Source organism: Acinetobacter sp. WC-743 (assembly GCF_000335555.1).
GTDB lineage: Bacteria > Pseudomonadota > Gammaproteobacteria > Pseudomonadales > Moraxellaceae > Acinetobacter > Acinetobacter bereziniae.
The window spans coordinates 46398-67058 of sequence record NZ_AMFQ01000096.1; the positions used below are offsets into that span (position 1 = coordinate 46398).

Sequence of the window (20661 nt, forward strand, 5' to 3'; positions counted from 1 at the left end):
CAAATTTTAACTGCCTAATTTTAATTATCTGGGAGAACAACAATGAGCTTAAAAATTAATCCACTAAATGCCATCGATTTTTATAAAGCAGATCACAGACGTCAATACCCTGCTGGTACAGAATATGTTTATGCCAATTTTACGCCACGTTCTTCGCGTTTAGCTCAAATGCTACCTGATTTTGACGATAAAATCGTGTTCTTTGGTTTGCAAGGTTTTATCAAACATTTTTTAATCGAAACATGGAATGAAGGCTTTTTCCAACAAGATAAAAACAAAGTGATCGCTGCTTATAAACGTCGAATGGACAATGCCTTAGGTGAAGGGGCGATTCCAGTCGATCACATTGAAGCCTTATATGACTTAGGCTATTTACCAATTCGGATCAAAGCCTTAGCAGAAGGTAGCCGAGTCAACATGAAAGTGCCTGTACTGACTATTGTAAATACCTTACCTGAGTTCTTTTGGTTAACCAATTATTTGGAAACTGTACTCAGTGCAGAATTATGGAAAAGCTGTACCACTGCAACTATTGCATTTGAATACAAACGTTTACTTACAGCGTATGCGATCAAAACTGGCGCACCTTTAGATTTTGTTCCAGTTCAAGGACATGATTTTAGCAGTCGTGGAATGAGTGGAATCTATGATGCAACACAAAATGGTGTTGGTCACTTAACCAGTTTTATCGGTACAGATGCCGTCTCAGCGATTGATTATGCCGAAGAATATTACAATGCAGACGGTATTGTGGGAGTTTCAGTTCCTGCTACTGAACACAGTGTAATGTGTATGGGCAGTGAAGATAATGAAATTGAAACATTCAAACGTTTGATCACTGAACTTTATCCATCTGGCGTAGTCAGTATTGTGTCAGATACTTGGGACTTTTGGCGAGTCATTACAGAATTCACTGTTGAGTTAAAAGATGAAATTCTTGCTCGCCAGCCTAATGCTCTGGGTCTTGCCAAACTGGTTTTCCGACCTGACTCTGGAGATCCTGTAAAAATCATATGTGGTGATCCTGAAGCACAAGTTGGCAGCCCTGCCTATAAAGGTGCTGTGGAATGTTTATGGGAAATCTTCGGGGGGACTAAAACAGACCGAGGTTATAAAGTGCTCAATGAACGTGTTGGCTTGATTTATGGTGATTCGATCACCTTAGAACGCGCTTTAAAAATTCTGCAAGGATTAGAAGCCAAAGGTTTTGCTTCAAATAATCTTGTGTTTGGAATTGGGAGTTATACCTATAACTATTTAACCCGTGATACTTTTGGCTTTGCAGTGAAAGCAACATGGGGACAAGTGAATGGTGTTCCACGTGAATTGTTTAAAGATCCTGCGACTGATTCTGGAACTAAAAAGTCGGCTAAAGGGCTACTTCGTGTAGAAAAATCTGAAACGGGCTTTGTATTGTTCGATCAACAATCCGCAGAGCAAGAACAACAAGGTGAGTTAGACACGGTGTTTGAGAATGGTCAATTGATTCAAGAATGCGCATTGAATGAAATTCGTGAGCGTTTAATATCAAGCCTATAGTATTAAAACCAAGCATTCAGTTTAGGATAAAACTGAATGCTTAAACTAAACTATTGAAAAACACCAGCAAAATAGAAATTCCCATTAATGGTATCTGAACCTATTTTTACACTATTAAAGGTAAAATTTTGCTTTAGGTGATCTACACTCAAGCCTTTACAACTTGTATTTCTGTCCCCACATAAAACTGTATCTTCACCCTGTGTATAGACTAAGCTTAGATGTCCTTTTATCTCTTGATTAATTGTAAGCTCTCCATAATTTTCAAAGTAAATTTGATACATTTTTTGATCATTTATTGCTTGAGCATACGTATTCTTATACCTTGGCACTAATTGAGTTGACTGGTTTAAGATTAAATTATATTGATCAAATGGGACATACACATTTGCACTTAAAGTTTTAATTTTCTCTGCATCACTTTTTAAAATAATATTGTCTAAATTGAGTTCGAATTCTTTGTTAGAATGAGACCAAATCTCATTTGCTAAGTCTGAAATAGTATAAGTATCTGTGCCATCTGACACTCTGATCGAAATTGCATTTTCAGAATAAGTATTGTGATACTTTCTTATTAATAAAAATATTGTTTTATCGTCTTTTTTTAAAACTAACTCCTTATCAGTCCAATATAGCTTACCCTCCAAGCGAGTATCAAATTCTGCATAACTTTCAATATTATATTCTTCGCTATCATAAATCACTTTACCTTGAACTTTTACAATCGGAAAGCGATTAGTTTGAAAAATTGGCCAATTACTTTGGGCAAAGTAATTTAATTCTCCTGTGATTAAAACAGATTTAAAACCATTAAAATCTTTTAATTCTGAAGCATCTCCACGATAGTATTGGTTTGGCGCATCTTTAAATATAACTTGGATGTGTTTTTTTTGGTTCAATTCTTTAATTGAATAGCTTGTGTTTGAAGAGCAATCATAAAGTGGAAAACAAAAAATAGATTTTACATCTTGCGTATCAAAGTCTTTAAACAGCATAGCGAGTTTAGCCTTGTTGCCGTGATTCAGTTCAACAACAGAAAAGTCAGAACCATTTTTATTCGCAAAACTAGCAGATGTAATTGGTTGATTTCCTATCGCTGAAATTTTATAAGTGAGTTGGGAATCATCAAAGTTTAAAGTTTGGTTAATCCCCTCACCTTTAATTGTTATATAGCTAGAATGATTCGCTGTCCCAATAGAATCAGAATTATCACTGCCCCCACAACCTGACAGCAATAATAAACTCACTGTCGAATACATCACGATTTTTTTCATTACCCATTCCTTACAAGGATATTTATTAAGTTTTTATAAATAATCTTATAACATTAATTTTCCTTGGCTAATATCCTTTACCCTGTAATAATTCTAACTATCTTTAAATTTAATAAATTAAGCGAGCCTTATTGTGACCTTGAATGCTGAACAGGAATTTCTGTCGAGTTATAATAAAAAAGACTTTGATGCTCCCCTTTTCACAGTCGATATGGCTATTTTTTCTGTGGATGCTGGGCAGCTACAAGTTTTATTGATTAAGCGCTCCAATTTTCCACAAAAAGATAAATGGGCACTGCCAGGTGGTTTTGTTGATTTAACCCAAGATGCAGATTTAATGGCTTCTGCGCACCGTAAATTGGTTGAAAAAACGGGGCTTCAGTCTCCCCATTTGGAACAAGTGGCAACGGTGGGCAATGCAACGCGTGATCCTCGGGGTTGGGCAGTCACCGCCTTGTATTTTGCGCTCATTGATTTCAAAGAATTTCAGCAAGTCGCTACCGAACAAACTGAACATAGTGAATGGGTTTCAATCTCGGAAGCAAAAAATCGAGATTTGGCATTTGATCATTTACAGCTTTTAGAAATGGCAATTGATCGATTAAGTCGTAAAGCACGCTATACTGCTCTGCCCGTTAGTTTGATGCCAAAACTATTTACATTGACTGAATTACAGCAGATTTATGAAATTATTTTGGGTCAGAGCTTGGAGAAGAAATCGTTTAGACGGCGTATGATTGAAGCAGGTGCAGTTGAGGAAACAAATCAAACTAAAATTGCAGGTAAACGTCCTGCGCAACTGTATAAATATGCTTTCGAGAGCTATGATTTCCATTTTCCAAGAATTTTGGAATATCCACGTGACTTAAATCCGTCATGACTGAGATAAGATTAATTCAAGCTTTTCCTCAAGAACTATTCGATGATGTTATATTGGTGGCTCAATATCTTGAAAATCAGAAAATCCAACTTCATGACAATACCCAATGTGAAGTGATCATTCATCAAGCTTTGATCAAGATACCTGCCAGAATCTATATCAACGCTATACAATCTGTTGAGTTTCAAAACTTTCCATTGATACAACGTCAAATTCTATGGTGTATTTTCACGCGCCATCATGATGGTTTTGTTCGGCAAAAAGCACTTGAAAAACTACTTCAGCAAAATCTTGAATATTTTATGACGCCATTTATCTTTCAATTGCTAGGTGAATATGTGGCTGAAATTTTGAAAATCATTGAGCCACATCTCAATGAAAATAATCAAAACAAATGGAGTGATTTTATCTTAGAAAATTGTCAGTATTTTCAAACGACACAAAGCAGAATCGTCAGTTATTGGAATGAATACTATCGGTCAAGCTATCCTGATTTTAAAAACTATATTGGTCATCAAATTTTAACCAAGCTCAAAAAATATGAGGAATCACGCTTTAAATGAAATGCGTAATTTAAGTTTGATTTATTGGTTACCAAAAACAATCACATAGGTTCCAATCTGTATTTTTTCTTCTAAGCAGCATGCCAGATGCTCTAAAAAATTCATTATTTTTATATCTTCAAAAGACAAATCCCTAAGGTCTGAAACAATTTTCTGTACTGTATTGTAATCAAAATAATTATCTGAACAAGGATCAAAACTATCCTCGAATTCATTTGTCAGCGGGCTAAACAACGGAAATAAAGACCTAAATATTTCAATCACATAAGCAAAATCATCCTGTGGAATAAAATAAGTTCTATTGTTTTTATCTTGTACTCGCTCTAAGTTTTCATCTTCTGCCCAAATAAAGAAACCCACTTTATCAACAAATTTGGAATTTTCCGCTATCGTCAACTTAACTGGACGTTGATTAAATTGATCAATCTTTTCAATAATTTTTTCAATATTCTGCTGATAAACAGGATTTATATAATATGTATGAGCAAGCGTTTGGTCGCATCCTGTCGCTAAACAAATTTTATTGAGATTATTTTGATGAAACTGAGTAAGCGATTGTTCAATATCGTAATTATTTTGTTTTAATAATGACAACGCTTCTGTCAATGAAACGTTTATTTTTGCTCGTAATATCTTGAGCTTTTCATTATTCATAACGTACTCTTGTATTTATTCCTGATTCCATTTTCAATATTTATACATCGTCACTGCCTAAATTATCTTATGTTAATTATACAATTAAATATCGATGGACAATAATAATGAACACCCTATGCTATTTTGAAATTCAGTCTTCTAACCCTGAACGTGAAATGAAGTTTTATCATGAGGTTTTTGGTTGGAAGTTTAACAAAGTCGAAGGTTTACCGATCCAATATTTTCAAATTGAGACAGCATCATTACATGGAGGTTTATTAGAAAGACCAGCGCAAACACCACCGACACATTGTGGAGCCAATGCCTTTACCTGCTCTTTTGAAGTTGAAGATTTTGATCAAACGGCTGAAAAAATTTTAGCCTTAGGTGGGCGCATCGCCATGGAAAAATTTGCCATCCCTAACAAATGTTGGCAAGGCTACTTTTTAGATGCAGACCATAATACCTTTGGTTTGGTTCAAGTTGATCCAAATGCACAATGATTTTAAGAAATGAAACAAATAACTACACCAAACTCAGATTGATTTAAGTGATGAATTTAGAGAATTGATATTCTAGAGTATTGGTTTTTAACAGCTTAACCAGACCAGTGATTAAGTGAAATACAGTTTGGCTTTTTATCTGCTTAGTCAGCCATCCTGACCTTTTACTCAATCACTCACTTTAAACCGAAGCAATCAAAAAAGTTGTCTATTCAATCACCACAAAAGAACTTCTTATCTGATTCATCCGTGAATTTATGCTACCTTATTTTACAACGCATTAAGATCACACACGCACATGACTGTACGCTTTCTTCATACTTCAGACTGGCATCTGGGACAATTCTTTTATAACCACTCGCGCCAGTATGAACATGGACAGTTTTTAGCGTGGTTATTGCTACAAATTCAAGAGAAACAGCCGAATGCTTTACTGATCGCAGGTGATATTTTTGATGTGATTAACCCTGCTTCATCGGCTCAAAAACAATTATATCAATTTCTTGCAGATGCACATGAGATTGCACCACATATGCAAACACTGATGATTGCAGGAAATCATGACTCAGGTTACCGTATCGAACAAGTAGAACCGTTACTTGAGAAATATCATGCCAAATCTGTTGGAGTGATTCATAAAAATAGTGAAGGTCAAATTGACTTAGATCGCTTACTGATTCCTATCTATGATCCGCAACGTCATATTATTGCTTGGTGTCTAAGTTTGCCCTTTTTACGTCCTGCTGAAATTACTGGATTTAATGAACAGACTCATAATAGTCAAAACGCAATTGCCTATTTACATCAACAGTTGATTGCAGAAGCTCGTAAGAGAAAAACGGCTGAGCAAGCACTGATTTTAATGTCGCATGCGCATATGCAAGGTGGGGAAACTTCCGATTCGGAGCGCCCAATTATTGTAGGGAATGAAGAAGCTCTTTCAACGACGTTGTTTGAAGACATTCTTGACTATGTGGCACTTGGACATTTACACAAACCACAAAAAGTTGCACAAGCACATATTCGTTATAGTGGTTCGCCCATTCCACTGTCGTTTAGTGAAATCCACTACAAACATCAAATTGTAGACGTAAAAATTGATCCATCCAAAACAGATGAATCCCGCTTTGAGTTTGAAAGTATCTATATTCCACGGAGTATACAGCTCCATAAAATCAAAGGAGAATTGAGCGTTGTTTTTGCTCAGTTACATGGTTTGCCAAGTGGAGAAATTGACAATATTGATCATCGTGAATATGTCGATATTGAATATCATACGGATGTTCCCCCTCCGCCCAATTTACGCCAACAATTTGAAGAAGCCTTACCCAAAAATAGATACCGTTTGGTTCGTATTTCAAGACAATACTTAAGCACAGAAAAAAATGGGGATACACCGAGTACAATCCATCTCGAACCGCCTACGCCAGAAAAACTTTTTCAACAGCTCTGGGAAAAAAATGGTTATGCCAGTGATGATGCTGTTTTCAAAGACTTTTTAAATTTGCTGCAAGAAGCTGAGAAGTCACTCGAAAATGAACCTGAAGCATAGGAGTTTGCTGTGAAAATTTTATCGATACGACTCAAAAATCTAGCTTCGTTGTCTGGTGAACATTTTATTGATTTTGAATCTGAACCATTGGCTTCAGCTGGTTTAGTCGCAATTGTTGGGAAAACCGGGGCTGGAAAGTCCACTATTCTAGATGCGATGTGCCTTGCCCTATTCAATAAAATCCCACGTTTAAAAGACAGTGATGGTAAGTTACAAGATGTGGATGGTTCAGAACTTTTAACCAACTCCCCACTGACTGTACTGCGTCGAGGTACCGCGCATGGCTTTGCAGAACTTTGTTTTGTTGCACAAGATCAAAAATATTATCTGGCTCGTTGGGAGCTAAAACGTTCACGTGAAAAAGCAGATGGAAAACTGCAAAGTGTACAACGTTATTTAAAATGTCTGACCGATGGAACAGTGATAGCGGATAAAGCCAAAGCTGTAGACAACAGTATTTATAAAATTACTCAATTGAGTTTCGAACAATTTACCCGTGCTGTACTTTTGGCACAATCTGAAGTCACAGCATTTTTAAAAGCACGTGATAATGAACGTGGAGAGTTACTCGAGTATTTAACCAATTCAGCAATTTTTGGAAAAATTGGTCAATTGGCATATGAAAAAACCAAATTGGTGGCTTCAAAACGTAAAGAACTTGAAAACCTACTGGGTCATATTGAACTGTTATCTGATGAAGATTTGGCTGAACTGTCGACTCAATTTCAACATATTGAAAACACTTATCAAAAATTACAATCAGAAAAAATCCAGCTTGAAAAACAACAGCTTTGGTTTGAACGTAAACAAAAATTAGATCAAGAGATTATTCTAAAACAGCAATTTTTAGATGCCCAACTCAAAGTACAACACGACTTACGACCTGAACGTGAACGTTTAATTCGTTTAGAAAAATTTTCGAGTATTCGCTCAAGTGTTTTTCAACAGCAACAGCTGAATAAAAATGAACAACAACTGACACCACAACTGCAAAAACAACAACAACTGTTTGATCAGTTAAAGCTACAGTTTGAGCAGCAAAAGCAAAACTTCACTCAAGCTGAAACGGCTTTAAATGATATACAAAGTTTTGAAAACGCACATTTTGATGCTTTAAAAGAAGTACGTAAATGTATCCAAGAACGTGATTTTATTGGTACAGAATTTAAAAAAATTCAATCCAAACTCAATGAGTTGGAACAATCAAAATATCCCTTACTAAGCCAGCAACAGGAAGTTGAACAACATATTCAACGTCTTAGCCAACAGCAGCTGAATTTAAGTCAAAAACTTGTCGAGACACAACAATTTTCAAGTCTGGATAAAGGCTTGACAGCGCATATACAACAACTCAGTCAATTTATTCAACACTATCCAAGCATCGAAAATCAACTCGGTAATTTAAGCCAAGCTGAAGATAAACTCAGACAGCAAAACGCTCAATTACAGGCTTTAATTGATCAATCAGGTACGATCGAGACGCTAGAAACAAGGCTTGAACAAACCCGCCAACAACGAGAAACGATACTTTACCAACTCAATCAATTTGACATCATCCAACAAAAATTACAGCAATTTTTTGAATTACAGTCAGAGTCTCAACAACTTATTGCTCAAATTCATCAAGGTCATACACAATTTCAACAACTAGAAAAAGCCACAGTTCAAGCTGAACAAGATTATCACAATGCAAAAGAGGCTCGAACCAAGCTACAGGATATACTTCAACAACAACGCTTATTGCATACAGAAAATGTCGAGAATTTAAGAGCAGCACTTAAAGAAGATCAACCATGTATCGTCTGTGGAAGTACCACCCATCCCTATAAAATGGATGATTCCATTGTTTCCAAAGCCTTGTTTGAACTACAACAGCAACAAGAACAGCAAGCTCTGCTTCAAGAGCAAGATACTTTTAACATTTGGCAGCTTAGTCAGCAGAATTTAACCCAATTCAATGCAGAGCAAGAACAACTAAAAACCTCGCAAAAAAGACTGGTTGAACGAATCGCAGTCACTCAACAGGCTTGTGCTGAACAAATTGCTTCTGCAAAAATTAAGCTTGATCTCACTCAAACACAAGCTGAAATCATGTTACAGTTAGGTCAGTTTACCCAACAATCTCAACAGCAGATTGAGCAAATCGACCAACACTCCAAACAATCGATTCAAACAATAAAAACCCAACAACAATTGTTGCAGAGTACTCAGCACACATCACATTTATTACAACAAGCCAAAAACCTTCAGCATCAAATTCAGCATATCGTTTCATGTTTGTCTGAGCAGGAACAACACATGTGGCAACAACAGACTGTCACCACCGCAGAAAATGTTTGTATCCGTTTAAAACAACGTGCGCAACAACTTGATCAACAAGAACAGCACAGTAAGCAATTAGATTTATACGCCCAACAACAACACAGTATTCAACTCAACCTAGACAATATCTCCAAGCAAATTGCTGATACTGCTCAAAGCTTAGCGGAGATTAAACTTAAAGGATTACAAAATACAGAAACTGCAAATCAATTGATTTTCAGCATGACGGGATTAAATGAAGTGAAGCCGAATGAATGGCTAGCTCAGCACGATCTGAAACGCCAGCAAAGCCAACAACATTATCAGCAACTCAAACAAAACTTTGAGCAATTGCGTAATCAATTTGAGCAAGAAAAGAGCCAGCTTGGACAGCTTAAGGCACAAGTAGAGCAAAACTTAAATCATCTCAATCAAGTGCAGTTTGAAATCCAACAATGGTTAACAGAACATCTAGATTTTCAATTAGAAGATTTAAGCAACTTGGCGCAAATTACACCACCACAAGAACAGCAAATTCGAAAGCAATTACAGCAAGCTGAACGCACATTGAATGAAGCCCATTCAGCACTGAAAACCATTCAGGAACAACTCTCAGAACATCTAACGCTTCAACCAGAAATAGTGAGCAATGAATTACAACAATTGATGATAAGAAATAGTGAAGCGCTAAACACGCAAATTGAAATTCGAGATCAACTCAAACTCAAACTCGAATTACATCAGCAGAATGTCATGAAGCAAAAACAGTTTGCAGATCAAATTCACAATGTACAGCAAGAGGAACATCGTTGGGGAAAAATTTCAGGTTTGATGGGGGATGCAACAGGTAAAAAATTTAGAGATTATGCGCAACAGTATAATTTGGATATTTTACTTGAACATGCCAATCAGCAATTGGCGATGCTGTCTCAACGCTATACGCTTAAGCGTCTCGAAAACTCTCTAAGTCTCGCCATTATTGATCATGATATGGATGGTGAAACTCGATCTGTTGCTTCACTATCGGGTGGCGAGTCTTTCTTAACCGCACTAGCGCTCTCTCTAGCAATTGCCAATATGGCTTCAGGTTCAATGAAAATTGAATCCTTATTTATTGATGAAGGTTTTGGAACACTGGATGCTTCATCATTACATATGGTAATGAATGCTTTGGATCAACTGCAAAATCAAGGGCGTAAAGTTGTACTAATTTCACATATACAGGAAATGCATGAACGTATCCCTGTACAAATTCAAGTCCGAGCTTTAGGTGCAGGTGCCAGTACGATAGAAGTAGTCAGTTAAAAAAAGGAGGAAATTAACCCTCCTCGAACTGGACTTAACGTATTCAGTGATTTGCTAAATATTCTTTTTTAGCTTGATCACAAATTTCTTTTTTATCACTCAAGCCTTGGGTTGCTGTTTCGAGGGTTTCATCAAAGGTGGTATCAAACTGTTTGTAATCTCGGTCATACTGTACTTTATATTTTTGATTATTTTTTAATACAGCGATTGAACTCTGAATGGCGACACACATTGGATAAAGTTCCTTCCGATCCTGTGTTTGAGTTGCACGATCAGTAATTTCTTCGATTTTTCCCAAAATCGTATCAAAGTTCTTTTGAAATTTTTCATAACTCGGTTGAGTTGCAATAAGGGATTTATATTGATCTTCGATTGGATTGGCAAATGATTGTATGGAAGCCATGCCCAGTAAAGTGATCACACAAACTTTAACTAATTTCATTATATATTGACTCTTTTGTTTATTAATGGGTTCAAGTGTTTAAAAGCATAGGCTGTTTTCACAAATGCCCTATGCTTGTTGAAAAGATAATTTATCGATCTGCTGGAAATGCATTGGGTGGCGGCGCATATTTATTTACAGGTTTCGCCTTTTCTTCTGGTGCTTCTAACTCATACACTACAGTACCGATTACACCTGTATTTTGAATAGAGCCTTGATCAGAATTAGCAGCATAAGCATCTTTAGGCTTACTAAACGTAAAAGAAGCTACAGCAGAATCACTCTTACGGAAACCTTCGATTTTCAAGGTGTCATGCGCATGCAATACATAACCTGCATTGCTCCGAGAAGCTTCACTGCCATTAATTACATCAATACCATCAACACTGGCAACAATTTCAAAGGTCTTACCCGTATTATTTTCATACTGTAATTGATAACTTTGCCCTTCACGCCCTGACAAATAATATTTTTGCCCCACACGATACATGGGAATGAACTGACCATGATCATCGACCACAGAAAAACTAATTTTTCCTGCCGCCATTGAAATAGAATTCACTGATTTTCCTTGATAATTTTTATCAGCATATTGCACCATTGTTTCAGCAAATGATGTTTCAGATTTACGTTTTAACTGCACTTCCGTCACTTTGGAATCAATTTCATCACCCCACTTCGTACCCAGTTTTTCATCAGCGGAGACTTGGTTATTGGCAGCTTCAGCAGCAGCATCGGTACTGGTCGTTTCAGCCGATGAGTTGGATGAACTTTCATCTGTTTTTTTCGCACAAGCAGCAAGAAAAATACACAGCAAAAGGCAGAGAAATATATTTATATTTTTCATTATCAAACCTATTTTAAAGTAATAAGTTACGTTCCAATCATTATAATGTCTTGTATTTATTCAATAACATTGAACAATTAGAAAGATGTTTCAGTTAGATTATTATCAGCCACATCATAACTGAGCAATGCTTGATGTACTATTTTTTAATTATTGCAATTGTGTAACATTATAACATCCTAGCGCATTCTAGGATGTTATAAAACCTATAGTTTGCCTAAACTCAATCACTTAATCTGCTGGAAAAGCATTAGGAGCAGGTGCATAGCCATCCTTTGAATTTTTAGCAGGCTGATATTGAGGTGCTTTTAATTCATACACCACTGTTCCAATCACACCGGTATTTTGAATAGAGCCATTTGCTGAATTAGCTGCATATGCGTCTTTAGGGCGACTAAAAGTAAATGAAGCGACTGAAGAATTACTCTTTCTAAATCCTTCAATTGCAAATGAACTGTATGGTCGTAACACATAACCACTATTTGAACGTGAAGCTCGGCTGCCATCTAAAACATCTAAACCATCCACACTCGCGACAATTTCAAATGTTTGATTGCTGGTATTTGAATAGCGAAGTTGATAGCTTTGCCCATCTATGGCTGAAAGGTAATAATTTTGTCCATCACGATAAAGTGGTAAAATTCGACCACGATCATCTACAACAGAAAAACTTACTTTGCCAGCTGCCAGAGAAATGCTGTTAATATTACGTCCCGAAAATTGCTTATTGGCATAACGAATTTGAGTTTCATCAATTGGACGATTGCTTAAGCGTTTTAAATCTACTTGGGTCACATAAGAATTTAGATCATCGCCCCATTTTGTCCCCAAACGTTCTTCTGATCGCACTTGGTTTTGTTTGGATGTTGTAGTTGCAGGTCTAGGCGCTGGTTTGGCTGAAGGTACAGCTTCTGTCTCTAAACTTATGGCATCGTTTGATGGCGAATATTTTGTTGTACTGCAGGCGCTGATTAAAACACAAAGACACAACCACAATAACATTTTGGATTTATTCATATTCTATTTCCAGTTTCTAAATTTTATTTCACTAAGTATAGTCAACTTAACAAGTGCTGTGCATCGAAAATTGTAGAATATATTTTAAACGAGCTATTCAATTGTTTAGGACAAATATATTGATATAGTTATCCTAAACAAAAAACCTATTTTTTATTTTATCGTGATCAGATCATTGTTAACCTAGTGCCAAAACGACACCTGCAAAGCCAATACAATAAAAACCGAACAGCTGCCAACGTCCATGTTCTAGCCAGCTAGATAACCACTTTAAAGCAGCAAGACCTGCAATAAAGCTAAACACCATTCCCAATACACTCGGAAAAAGGAGTTGAGTTAAATGCATATTTTGAAAGTTCTCCGCATGCATAAGACGATAAAACTCTTTAACAATCACAGCAGGTGTAAGCACTACAGCCAACGCAAAACTAAACTCTTCCGCTTTTTGGCGAGCAACACCTAAAAATAATCCTGTTGAAATGGTGGCACCAGAACGTGAAAAACCTCGAAATGGTAGACATAAAGCTTGTATCGCACCGATCCATGCCGCACTTTTCAAGCTGATTTCACCAGTTTGTCCACGATCTAATCGCGCAGATAAAATAATCAATATCCCTGCTGAAACTAATGCAGCAGCCATTAATTTTGAATTACTAAATAACTGTTCTATTTCAAAGTGATTTGCCCCTGCAAAAAATACATGTTTAATCAAGGCTTGTAGGGTTAATCCAAGTATGCCGGTAATGGCTGTGGCAAGAATAATAAAACCTGCTTGTTTCTTAAAATTAGTGATGGATGAAAAATATGTCTTACGCCAAGATGCCCAGAAATAAACAATGACCGCAAACATTGTACCTGTATGTAGCATGACCAAGAGAAAAGTCATATCAGGTGCAGAAGGATCAAAGCCCATTAATTTTTCAGCCAAAATGACATGGGCAGAACTGGATACAGGAAGCAACTCTGCCAAGCCTTGAATAATGGCAAGAATAAGCACATGAAAAATAGTCATCAATGCTCTCAGGTTTAAAATGATGTTTGCCTTATACGTTTACAGCATTAAAACTAAATTAAAATAAACTTAAACCATTACAAATTCAGAACGCCAATTTCAGTATGAGAGCTTAAATATCTTGTTAGTTTTTATTGGAATAATCTCGTGCGCCAAATAATGCTGTACCAATCCGAACCATGGTTGAGCCTGCAGCAATTGCTTCTGCCAGATCTCCTGACATTCCCATACTCAGGGTATCCCAATCTTCAGGACGAACATGGAACACTTTGACTTGGTCAAATAACTGCTTGGCATCTTGAAATGCTTCAGTGTGATGTGGTGCAGGAATCACCATCAGTCCTCTTAATCTTAAATTCGGCAACAGGCTGATTTGCTTGACCAATTCAACAACTTCTTCAGGCTGACAGCCATCTTTGCTGTCTTGTGCATCAATATTCACTTGTAAACAGATATTTAAAGGGTTTTGAGTTGCATCTCTTTGTTTCGATAAACGTTCAGCAATTATAAAACGATCTACGCCATGCACCCATGCAAACTTTTCGGCAAGATGCTTGGTTTTATTGCGTTGTACATGACCGATAAAATGCCACTCAATATCCAAATCTTTTAAATCTTCAATTTTATCCAAGGCTTCTTGTAAATAGTTTTCCCCAAACGAGCGTTGCCCTGTGCTGTACATTTCTCGTAATAATGGACTTGGATGTGTTTTAGAAACCGCCAATAACTGGACCTGTCCCAGATCTCGATTTGCAGCCAAGCAGGCATCCTGAATTTGTGCTAATACATGATTTCGAGCTTGATTTAGATCATTCATTGACGGGGTTCTCATTTCATAAAAATTTCAGCTTCCAAGCAATTAAATTGTTGGTTATGCTGAGTGAAAAGCCTTATTATTCTACAAAATAATCAGGGTATGTTGATTGTTCATCAATGGCTTGTACGTGGCAGGCAAAAATTAAACAAACCATGAATGAAATATAAAGAATAGCAAAACTATTTTAAAATTTCATAACGCAGTTTGAAATAATTTTAGCCATAACTGTTGCAAGAACAAAGCATTACTTTGTTCTTAATGTATGACAAAACGAGAAACCGAGGTGTTTTTTACTGCTAAAACGTTACTTTGCGAAATATGGTTTCTCATCATTTAGAATAACGCCATTTCGTAGTTTCAGCAGAAGAACCAAAAACACTGAGATCGTCAGCAACATAGATGAACGCTCTTTACCTTAGGCTAAGAGATTTTATTCGGGGACATTATGGATATTACAGAATTATTGGCGTTTTCCGTTAAAAATGGTGCGTCTGACTTACACCTTTCAGCGGGTATGCCACCGATGATTCGTGTTGATGGTGAAGTCCGCCGTATCAATTTACCAGCATTGGAACATAAAGAAGTTCATAGACTGGTCTATGACATCATGAATGATAAACAACGTCGAGATTTTGAAGAACAATTAGAGACTGACTTCTCTTTTGAAGTTCCAGGCGTTGCCCGTTTCCGTGTTAACGCATTTAACCAAAACCGTGGTGCAGGTGCGGTATTCCGTACCATTCCATCCAAAGTCCTGACTATGGAGGATCTTGGTTTAGGACAAATCTTTAAAGACCTTTGTGACTTACCACGCGGTTTAATTTTGGTTACAGGTCCAACAGGTTCTGGTAAATCAACCACTTTGGCTTCGATGATTGACTTCATCAATGACAATCGTTATGACCATATTTTAACTGTCGAAGATCCAATCGAATTTGTACACCAATCTAAAAAGTGCTTGATCAACCAGCGTGAAGTGCACCGTGATACACATGGCTTTAACGAGGCGCTACGTTCTGCACTGCGTGAAGATCCAGACATTATCCTTGTCGGTGAGATGCGTGACCTTGAAACTATCCGCCTTGCACTTACCGCAGCAGAAACAGGTCACTTGGTCTTTGGTACGCTGCATACCACTTCCGCAGCGAAGACCATTGACCGTGTGATTGATGTATTCCCTGCTGAAGAAAAAGACATGGTACGTGCCATGCTTTCTGAATCACTACAAGCTGTTATTTCTCAAACCCTTTTAAAGAAAAATGGTGGTGGACGTGTTGCTGCACATGAAATCATGATCGGTATTCCTGCCATTCGTAACCTGATTCGTGAAAACAAAGTTGCACAGATGTATTCAGCAATTCAGACTGGTGCAAACTATGGTATGACCACCCTGGATCAAAGCTTAAAAGCGCTGGTTGCCAAAGGTGTAATTAGTCCTCAAGTTGCGCGAAATGTCGCAAAACAACCAGAATCATTTCTATAAGTAAGATGGACGATTGAGGCTTAAAAGATGGACTTTAATGACTTGCTCAATATGATGATTGAGCAGAAAGCATCCGACTTGTTTATTACCGCAGATGTAGAACCATCAATGAAAATTAATGGTCAAATCGTCCCTGTGGTAAAAACCAAGTTAAACGGCGAAATCATCATGCAATTACTCAACTCAATCATGAGTGAGAAGCAACGCAAAGAATTTGCAGATACGCGCGAATGTAACTTTGCCATTACCAACAGAGATAAAACTGCCCGTTTCCGTGTCAGCGCTTTTCAACAACGTGATATGCCAGGTATGGTTTTGCGTCGTATCGAAACTAAAATTCCAACCATGGAAGAGTTAAAACTTCCACCTATACTCAAAGATCTTGCCATGACAAAACGTGGCATCATTATCTTTGTTGGTGCGACAGGTACCGGTAAATCCACATCTCTTGCATCGATTATTGGCTATCGCAATCAGAACTCAAAAGGTCATATCATCACCATTGAAGATCCGATTGAATTTGTTCACGAACATGCTGGCTGTATCATTACCCAACGTGAAGTTGGTATTGATACTGACTCTTTTGAAATTGCCTTGAAGAACACCTTGCGTCAAGCACCTGATGTTATTCTGATTGGTGAGATTCGTTCCCGTGAAACAATGGATTATGCGATTGCCTTTGCAGAAACTGGACATCTGGTCTTTGCGACACTACATGCCAACAATGCCAACCAAGCCATTGACCGCATTATTCACTTCTTTGAATCTGACCGTCATAGCCAATTGTTTATGGACTTATCTCTTAACCTTAAAGCTATGGTCGCACAGCAATTAATTCCAACACCAGATGGTAACTCTCGTCGTGCAGCGATTGAGATTCTGATCAACTCACCACTCGTTTCAGATCTCATCCGTAAAGGTGATGTACATGAAATCAAAGATTTGATGAAACGTTCACGCGAATTGGGTATGCAAACTTTTGACCAAGCCTTGTTTGACCTTTATAAAGCTGGTCAGATTACCTACAAAGATGCGTTGAAACATGCAGACTCACCAAATGATTTACGTCTACAAATCAAATTGGATGAAGAAGGTGGCGCGCAGTTATTGAATGCCAACAGCAAATTGACTTTTGATGGGCAATAAAGCAACACAAAATCTTTAAAAATGAAAAGGGAGCTTCTAAAAGCTCCCTTTTCATTTGTTGTATTTATGTGATTTTAACGCTTACGATAAGCTTCCTGACATTCAGGCTCATCACAATAACCATATAGATTTAGAGAATGACCAGTTAACTGGAAACCATGCTTCTCAGCAACTGCATGTTGTTCATGCTCAATGGTATCATTAGTAAATTCAACGACTTTATTACAATTTTGGCAAACCAAATGATCATGATGATCTTCTTGCATAATTTCGAAAACAGAATGATTGTTTTCAAAATGATGACGCTGAATAATTCCAGCAGCCTCAAATTGTGTTAACACACGATATACGGTCGCTAGACCAACATCTTCACCTTGTTCGAGTAATGTTTTATAAATGTCTTCCGCGCTCAAGTGGTGTTGTCTTGAATTTTCTAATAATTCCAAAATCTTGATTCGTGGTAGGGTAACTTTAAGTCCAGCTTTGCGTAAATCTTGATTTGAAATAGGCATATAAAAAGGTCTCTCAACAAATTTTAAGTTGGAATATGCAACAGAGTTGAGATGCAGTATGATCTATCCTTGGATCAATTGCATCATAATTAATTTGGGATAGTGTAGCAAAATGCAAAAAATCATGCTGACGTTATTCGTCGCTTCTTTACTTGGTGGTTGCTCTGTATTTGGAGTATACAAAGTTGATATACCTCAAGGAACACCATTAACCCAAGCTCAAGCTTCAAAAATTCAAGTCGGTATGACCTACCAGCAAGTGAGATTCTTACTGGGTAGCCCAACAATTTCAGATCCAATGAATCCTGGACGTTGGGATTACATTTACAACTATATCCCTGGAACTTATGCAAAAAAAGCAAAAATTCCAGCAGCACATGGTCAACACTTAAAGGTTTATTTTGATCAATCAGGTATTGTAAACAAAATCGAAGGTTTGGAAACCATTCCTGAGTCACAACCCGGTTTACCCGCTTCTAAAGAAGCAATATTGAATGCGCCCCCACTATAGACATTTTGTCATAAAAAGAAACCCCTCTTTGAGGGGTTTTTCATATGCATTCAATTGTTTAAAGCGATTAGCTATAATCGCTTAAGATTTGAAGAGTAATTGCTGATAACGATTTCCACGGCAATAACGCCCAACAGGATTGGCTTTGGCGCGATTACGACGAATGTCTTTGGGATTAATGGTTAAAGCTCTATAGATTTCAACACGATCACCAGCTTCTAACAAATGTGCTTGATCTTTAATCTTGACACCAAAGATGCCAAAACTAAAATTTTCAGGCAATTCTACTTGCTCCGCCAAACCACTTTGGGCAATTGCATCAGCAACGCTCATGCCCGGAGAAAATTGTAACTCAATGTGAAATTGTTGCTTTTCGGTAGCATATGCTACCCAAATTTTATCCACTTGATTCACCAATACCCTTAAATAAATTGTCCGATATACGCAACCAATGCAATTAAAATGGCTAAAGGTAAAATGATACGCACTGCAATACGCCAAATATTATAAAAGCCTTCTGAACTGAAATTAATTGCTTTCCTTAAGTGACTGATTTTCATCATCCAACCCACAAAAATTGAATAAATCAAACAAATCAACAAACCCCAGATCATTAACAATGGATTAAATATCATCGCAATGTTTGGAATCGCCCAAATAAATAATGCCACCAAAAGCACTGCAAATTGAATTACCACAGCCACTTGGCGTTGCACTAGCTGTTCTTTGCTCAATTGTAATAATAGAGCAGCGGAAATGATCGCAGTAAATAACAATGCATAAGCTGGAATTTGTGATGAAACAGCAAAGAAACCAAATGCTATTACTGCAATCAATTGTGCAATCCAGATCGGTAAAGCGGTTTTACTTGCCTCATTGCGCTGTTGGACATTAAGCAAGCTTGTTTGCCAATACAGCCCAAGACCTAACCCTGTTGCAACTAAAGCTAAAATTGTGGCATTACCCCACTCTTTAAACTCAACAGGTGTCACATGCCAAGTCTGCAAACCTGTTCCAAAAAACTGAGCCAAAGCCAATGAAACCAGTACGCCAACTGTTGTTAAACCGACCAAGAACTGACGCGGAACAAAAGATAATGCAAAAGCAACCACAGCACTGCCAACAAAAATCAAATGTGGCGCAACTGGAAGTTGAGCAATATGTACAGCACTAGCACTAATATTTGAAAGTATGCCACCCGCTAAGAATGGAATAAAAATGACTGCCAACCATCCTACAATACGCCAGGATTGTGATGCATCTGCGTCACGAGTTAAGCTAGACAAGGCATTTAATGCGGTTGTTTTAGAGCGTTTTGCTAAAGCAACCTCTAAATAGGTAATCGGCAATGCCAAAATCAGCATTGACACTAACCACAATATCCAAAAATCAATTTGTCGATCAATTTGAATATCCAGACTTGGTGCTAAGCCTGCGATAATCATGAATGATAAACAAAATGCCATGAGCGGCGATAACCATCGTGACATAGAATTATCCTGCATGAGGTGTTTCGTAAAAAGTTCTGCTATTTTGCCTTTGTCGATGCTGAAAATCAAAGCTTAAAAGAAAAAAGCAAATCACCCCTCGATGATTTGCTGCGCTAGACTTTTTTTATAATCGCTCTTATTTCTTTTTATCCCCTCTGAATTTTTTTAATTAGAGAGCTGGTCATTTCCATAACTTAGGCTGAAATCAGCATGAGGTTATGAAAAAAATCGTGCAAACCAATTCTTGCCTTTTTTCTTTTCATTTTCTTTAATGATCCCCATCATATTTAATTTCACAGCTCCAACATAATCAGCGTCATCGTGCTGAATATGATTAATTAACCATTTAGACAAGACTTCATGTAATTCTTTTTCGATTGAATGACCTTGCTCAAAACTTTCACGGTAACTTTCTATACGCTTGATAAATAAATCATGGACACGTTTATGAGGAACACGATATTTATAACCTGCTTCTTCTTGTAAACTTTCTTCAAATGTAAAATGTGATTGCGTATAGTCGATAATATTATCGAGTATTTGTTTAATACGAACACGATCCGTTGCTATACCAATTTCATCAATTTCATTGATGTAATCCAAAATCCTTCTATGTTGATCGTCAATCACATCGATACCAGTATTATATTCTGGAATCCATTTCATCTTCATACGATCACCTTAAAAAATAATGTCTTGACCTTTAAAATCCATATTAACGAGAATCAAGTCAAATAAAAATGAACCGTATTACTCGGGATTCATTAAAAAAACCGTATTATTATTTAAGTTATTGTTTATATTAAATTAATATTATTAATCAAACTAAAA

The 20661-nt window shown here is 37.1% G+C and carries 20 protein-coding genes; 9 read left to right on the forward strand and 11 right to left on the reverse strand.

All coding sequences use genetic code 11. The annotated features are described in order from the left end of the window. Positions 1-42 precede the first annotated feature (42 nt). On the forward strand, positions 43-1539 hold the full coding sequence (locus ACINWC743_RS13400; RefSeq protein ID WP_009585836.1) for a nicotinate phosphoribosyltransferase: 1497 nt from the start codon (positions 43-45) through the stop codon (positions 1537-1539). Between the two features lie 50 nt (positions 1540-1589). On the opposite strand, the gene ACINWC743_RS13405 is transcribed toward ACINWC743_RS13400, so the two are convergent. Next, complete coding sequence (locus tag ACINWC743_RS13405) at positions 1590-2813, reverse strand: hypothetical protein (RefSeq protein WP_009585853.1); 1224 nt, start codon at positions 2811-2813, stop codon at positions 1590-1592. 133 nt (positions 2814-2946) lie between these two features. Between ACINWC743_RS13405 and ACINWC743_RS13410 the strand changes: the two genes are divergently transcribed. Together ACINWC743_RS13410 and ACINWC743_RS13415 are read left to right on the forward strand one after the other, a co-directional pair. After that, positions 2947-3693 carry an NUDIX hydrolase gene (locus tag ACINWC743_RS13410; RefSeq protein ID WP_009585852.1) on the forward strand — a complete coding sequence of 249 codons (747 nt, stop codon included), beginning with the start codon at positions 2947-2949 and terminating at the stop codon, positions 3691-3693. Then, positions 3690-4256, forward strand: coding sequence for a hypothetical protein (locus tag ACINWC743_RS13415; RefSeq protein ID WP_009585851.1), 567 nt, complete (start codon positions 3690-3692; stop codon positions 4254-4256). Before ACINWC743_RS13410 ends, ACINWC743_RS13415 begins: the two co-directional genes overlap by 4 nt. Positions 4257-4277: 21 nt before the next feature. Here ACINWC743_RS13415 and ACINWC743_RS13420 read toward each other — a convergent pair whose 3' ends face one another. Continuing rightward, positions 4278-4910 carry a hypothetical protein gene (locus tag ACINWC743_RS13420; RefSeq protein WP_009585846.1) on the reverse strand — a complete coding sequence of 211 codons (633 nt, stop codon included), beginning with the start codon at positions 4908-4910 and terminating at the stop codon, positions 4278-4280. 107 nt (positions 4911-5017) lie between these two features. On the opposite strand from ACINWC743_RS13420, the gene ACINWC743_RS13425 reads away from it, so the two are divergent. From ACINWC743_RS13425 to ACINWC743_RS13435, 3 genes are all read left to right on the forward strand, one after another. Continuing rightward, positions 5018-5395, forward strand: a complete 378-nt coding sequence (locus ACINWC743_RS13425; protein ID WP_009585817.1) for a VOC family protein — start codon at positions 5018-5020, stop codon at positions 5393-5395. Between the two features lie 298 nt (positions 5396-5693). Further along, the gene (locus ACINWC743_RS13430; protein WP_009585831.1) at positions 5694-6947 is read left to right on the forward strand and encodes an exonuclease SbcCD subunit D; all 1254 of its coding nucleotides are present in this window, start codon (positions 5694-5696) and stop codon (positions 6945-6947) included. A gap of 9 nt (positions 6948-6956) precedes the next feature. After that, complete coding sequence (locus ACINWC743_RS13435) at positions 6957-10553, forward strand: AAA family ATPase (protein ID WP_009585842.1); 3597 nt, start codon at positions 6957-6959, stop codon at positions 10551-10553. A gap of 43 nt (positions 10554-10596) precedes the next feature. On the opposite strand, the gene ACINWC743_RS13440 is transcribed toward ACINWC743_RS13435, so the two are convergent. From ACINWC743_RS13440 to ACINWC743_RS13460, 5 genes are all read right to left on the reverse strand, one after another. Further along, a complete protein-coding gene (locus ACINWC743_RS13440; RefSeq protein WP_005030840.1) occupies positions 10597-10995 on the reverse strand; it encodes a hypothetical protein in 399 nt (132 codons plus the stop codon). A 91-nt stretch (positions 10996-11086) separates the two neighbouring features. After that, positions 11087-11842, reverse strand: coding sequence for a hypothetical protein (locus tag ACINWC743_RS13445; protein ID WP_009585832.1), 756 nt, complete (start codon positions 11840-11842; stop codon positions 11087-11089). 231 nt (positions 11843-12073) lie between these two features. Beyond that, positions 12074-12859: a hypothetical protein gene (locus ACINWC743_RS13450; protein WP_009585822.1), complete on the reverse strand. Its 786-nt coding sequence runs from the start codon at positions 12857-12859 to the stop codon at positions 12074-12076. 178 nt (positions 12860-13037) lie between these two features. After that, complete coding sequence (locus tag ACINWC743_RS13455) at positions 13038-13871, reverse strand: undecaprenyl-diphosphate phosphatase (protein WP_004828057.1); 834 nt, start codon at positions 13869-13871, stop codon at positions 13038-13040. 124 nt (positions 13872-13995) lie between these two features. Continuing rightward, positions 13996-14688: a YggS family pyridoxal phosphate-dependent enzyme gene (locus tag ACINWC743_RS13460; protein ID WP_009585819.1), complete on the reverse strand. Its 693-nt coding sequence runs from the start codon at positions 14686-14688 to the stop codon at positions 13996-13998. A 445-nt stretch (positions 14689-15133) separates the two neighbouring features. On the opposite strand from ACINWC743_RS13460, the gene ACINWC743_RS13465 reads away from it, so the two are divergent. Together ACINWC743_RS13465 and ACINWC743_RS13470 are read left to right on the forward strand one after the other, a co-directional pair. After that, complete coding sequence (locus tag ACINWC743_RS13465) at positions 15134-16171, forward strand: type IV pilus twitching motility protein PilT (RefSeq protein WP_005030845.1); 1038 nt, start codon at positions 15134-15136, stop codon at positions 16169-16171. A 27-nt stretch (positions 16172-16198) separates the two neighbouring features. Continuing rightward, positions 16199-17317 carry a PilT/PilU family type 4a pilus ATPase gene (locus tag ACINWC743_RS13470; protein ID WP_004828052.1) on the forward strand — a complete coding sequence of 373 codons (1119 nt, stop codon included), beginning with the start codon at positions 16199-16201 and terminating at the stop codon, positions 17315-17317. Positions 17318-17391: 74 nt separating this feature from the next. Here ACINWC743_RS13470 and fur read toward each other — a convergent pair whose 3' ends face one another. Further along, positions 17392-17829, reverse strand: a complete 438-nt coding sequence (gene fur / locus ACINWC743_RS13475; RefSeq protein ID WP_009585810.1) for a ferric iron uptake transcriptional regulator — start codon at positions 17827-17829, stop codon at positions 17392-17394. Positions 17830-17941: 112 nt separating this feature from the next. Here fur and ACINWC743_RS13480 point away from each other — a divergent pair, with 112 nt between their 5' ends. Further along, the gene (locus ACINWC743_RS13480; protein ID WP_004828048.1) at positions 17942-18340 is read left to right on the forward strand and encodes an outer membrane protein assembly factor BamE; all 399 of its coding nucleotides are present in this window, start codon (positions 17942-17944) and stop codon (positions 18338-18340) included. 81 nt (positions 18341-18421) lie between these two features. Here ACINWC743_RS13480 and ACINWC743_RS13485 read toward each other — a convergent pair whose 3' ends face one another. The 3 genes from ACINWC743_RS13485 to ACINWC743_RS13495 form a co-directional block, all read right to left on the reverse strand. Continuing rightward, positions 18422-18745 (reverse strand): RnfH family protein, encoded by a 324-nt coding sequence (locus tag ACINWC743_RS13485; protein ID WP_009585850.1) that lies wholly within the window; start codon positions 18743-18745, stop codon positions 18422-18424. 17 nt (positions 18746-18762) lie between these two features. Then, positions 18763-19845, reverse strand: a complete 1083-nt coding sequence (locus ACINWC743_RS13490; protein ID WP_035301183.1) for a membrane protein — start codon at positions 19843-19845, stop codon at positions 18763-18765. A gap of 201 nt (positions 19846-20046) precedes the next feature. Continuing rightward, a complete protein-coding gene (locus tag ACINWC743_RS13495; protein WP_004828043.1) occupies positions 20047-20502 on the reverse strand; it encodes a bacteriohemerythrin in 456 nt (151 codons plus the stop codon). Positions 20503-20661: the final 159 nt, after the last annotated feature.

Bases quoted from the DNA above. Each gene is read 5' to 3' on its own strand.
- fur (WP_009585810.1), bottom strand. From the start codon at position 17,829: ATGCCTATTTCAAATCAAGATTTACGCAAAGCTGGACTTAAAGTTACC.
- ACINWC743_RS13445 (WP_009585832.1), bottom strand. From the start codon at position 11,842: ATGAAAAATATAAATATATTTCTCTGCCTTTTGCTGTGTATTTTTCTT.
- ACINWC743_RS13405 (WP_009585853.1), bottom strand. From the start codon at position 2,813: ATGAAAAAAATCGTGATGTATTCGACAGTGAGTTTATTATTGCTGTCA.
- ACINWC743_RS13425 (WP_009585817.1), top strand. From the start codon at position 5,018: ATGAACACCCTATGCTATTTTGAAATTCAGTCTTCTAACCCTGAACGT.
- ACINWC743_RS13470 (WP_004828052.1), top strand. From the start codon at position 16,199: ATGGACTTTAATGACTTGCTCAATATGATGATTGAGCAGAAAGCATCC.
- ACINWC743_RS13450 (WP_009585822.1), bottom strand. From the start codon at position 12,859: ATGAATAAATCCAAAATGTTATTGTGGTTGTGTCTTTGTGTTTTAATC.
- ACINWC743_RS13490 (WP_035301183.1), bottom strand. From the start codon at position 19,845: ATGCAGGATAATTCTATGTCACGATGGTTATCGCCGCTCATGGCATTT.
- ACINWC743_RS13465 (WP_005030845.1), top strand. From the start codon at position 15,134: ATGGATATTACAGAATTATTGGCGTTTTCCGTTAAAAATGGTGCGTCT.
- ACINWC743_RS13420 (WP_009585846.1), bottom strand. From the start codon at position 4,910: ATGAATAATGAAAAGCTCAAGATATTACGAGCAAAAATAAACGTTTCA.
- ACINWC743_RS13415 (WP_009585851.1), top strand. From the start codon at position 3,690: ATGACTGAGATAAGATTAATTCAAGCTTTTCCTCAAGAACTATTCGAT.
- ACINWC743_RS13460 (WP_009585819.1), bottom strand. From the start codon at position 14,688: ATGAATGATCTAAATCAAGCTCGAAATCATGTATTAGCACAAATTCAG.
- ACINWC743_RS13400 (WP_009585836.1), top strand. From the start codon at position 43: ATGAGCTTAAAAATTAATCCACTAAATGCCATCGATTTTTATAAAGCA.
- ACINWC743_RS13430 (WP_009585831.1), top strand. From the start codon at position 5,694: ATGACTGTACGCTTTCTTCATACTTCAGACTGGCATCTGGGACAATTC.
- ACINWC743_RS13480 (WP_004828048.1), top strand. From the start codon at position 17,942: ATGCAAAAAATCATGCTGACGTTATTCGTCGCTTCTTTACTTGGTGGT.
- ACINWC743_RS13440 (WP_005030840.1), bottom strand. From the start codon at position 10,995: ATGAAATTAGTTAAAGTTTGTGTGATCACTTTACTGGGCATGGCTTCC.
- ACINWC743_RS13455 (WP_004828057.1), bottom strand. From the start codon at position 13,871: ATGACTATTTTTCATGTGCTTATTCTTGCCATTATTCAAGGCTTGGCA.
- ACINWC743_RS13495 (WP_004828043.1), bottom strand. From the start codon at position 20,502: ATGAAGATGAAATGGATTCCAGAATATAATACTGGTATCGATGTGATT.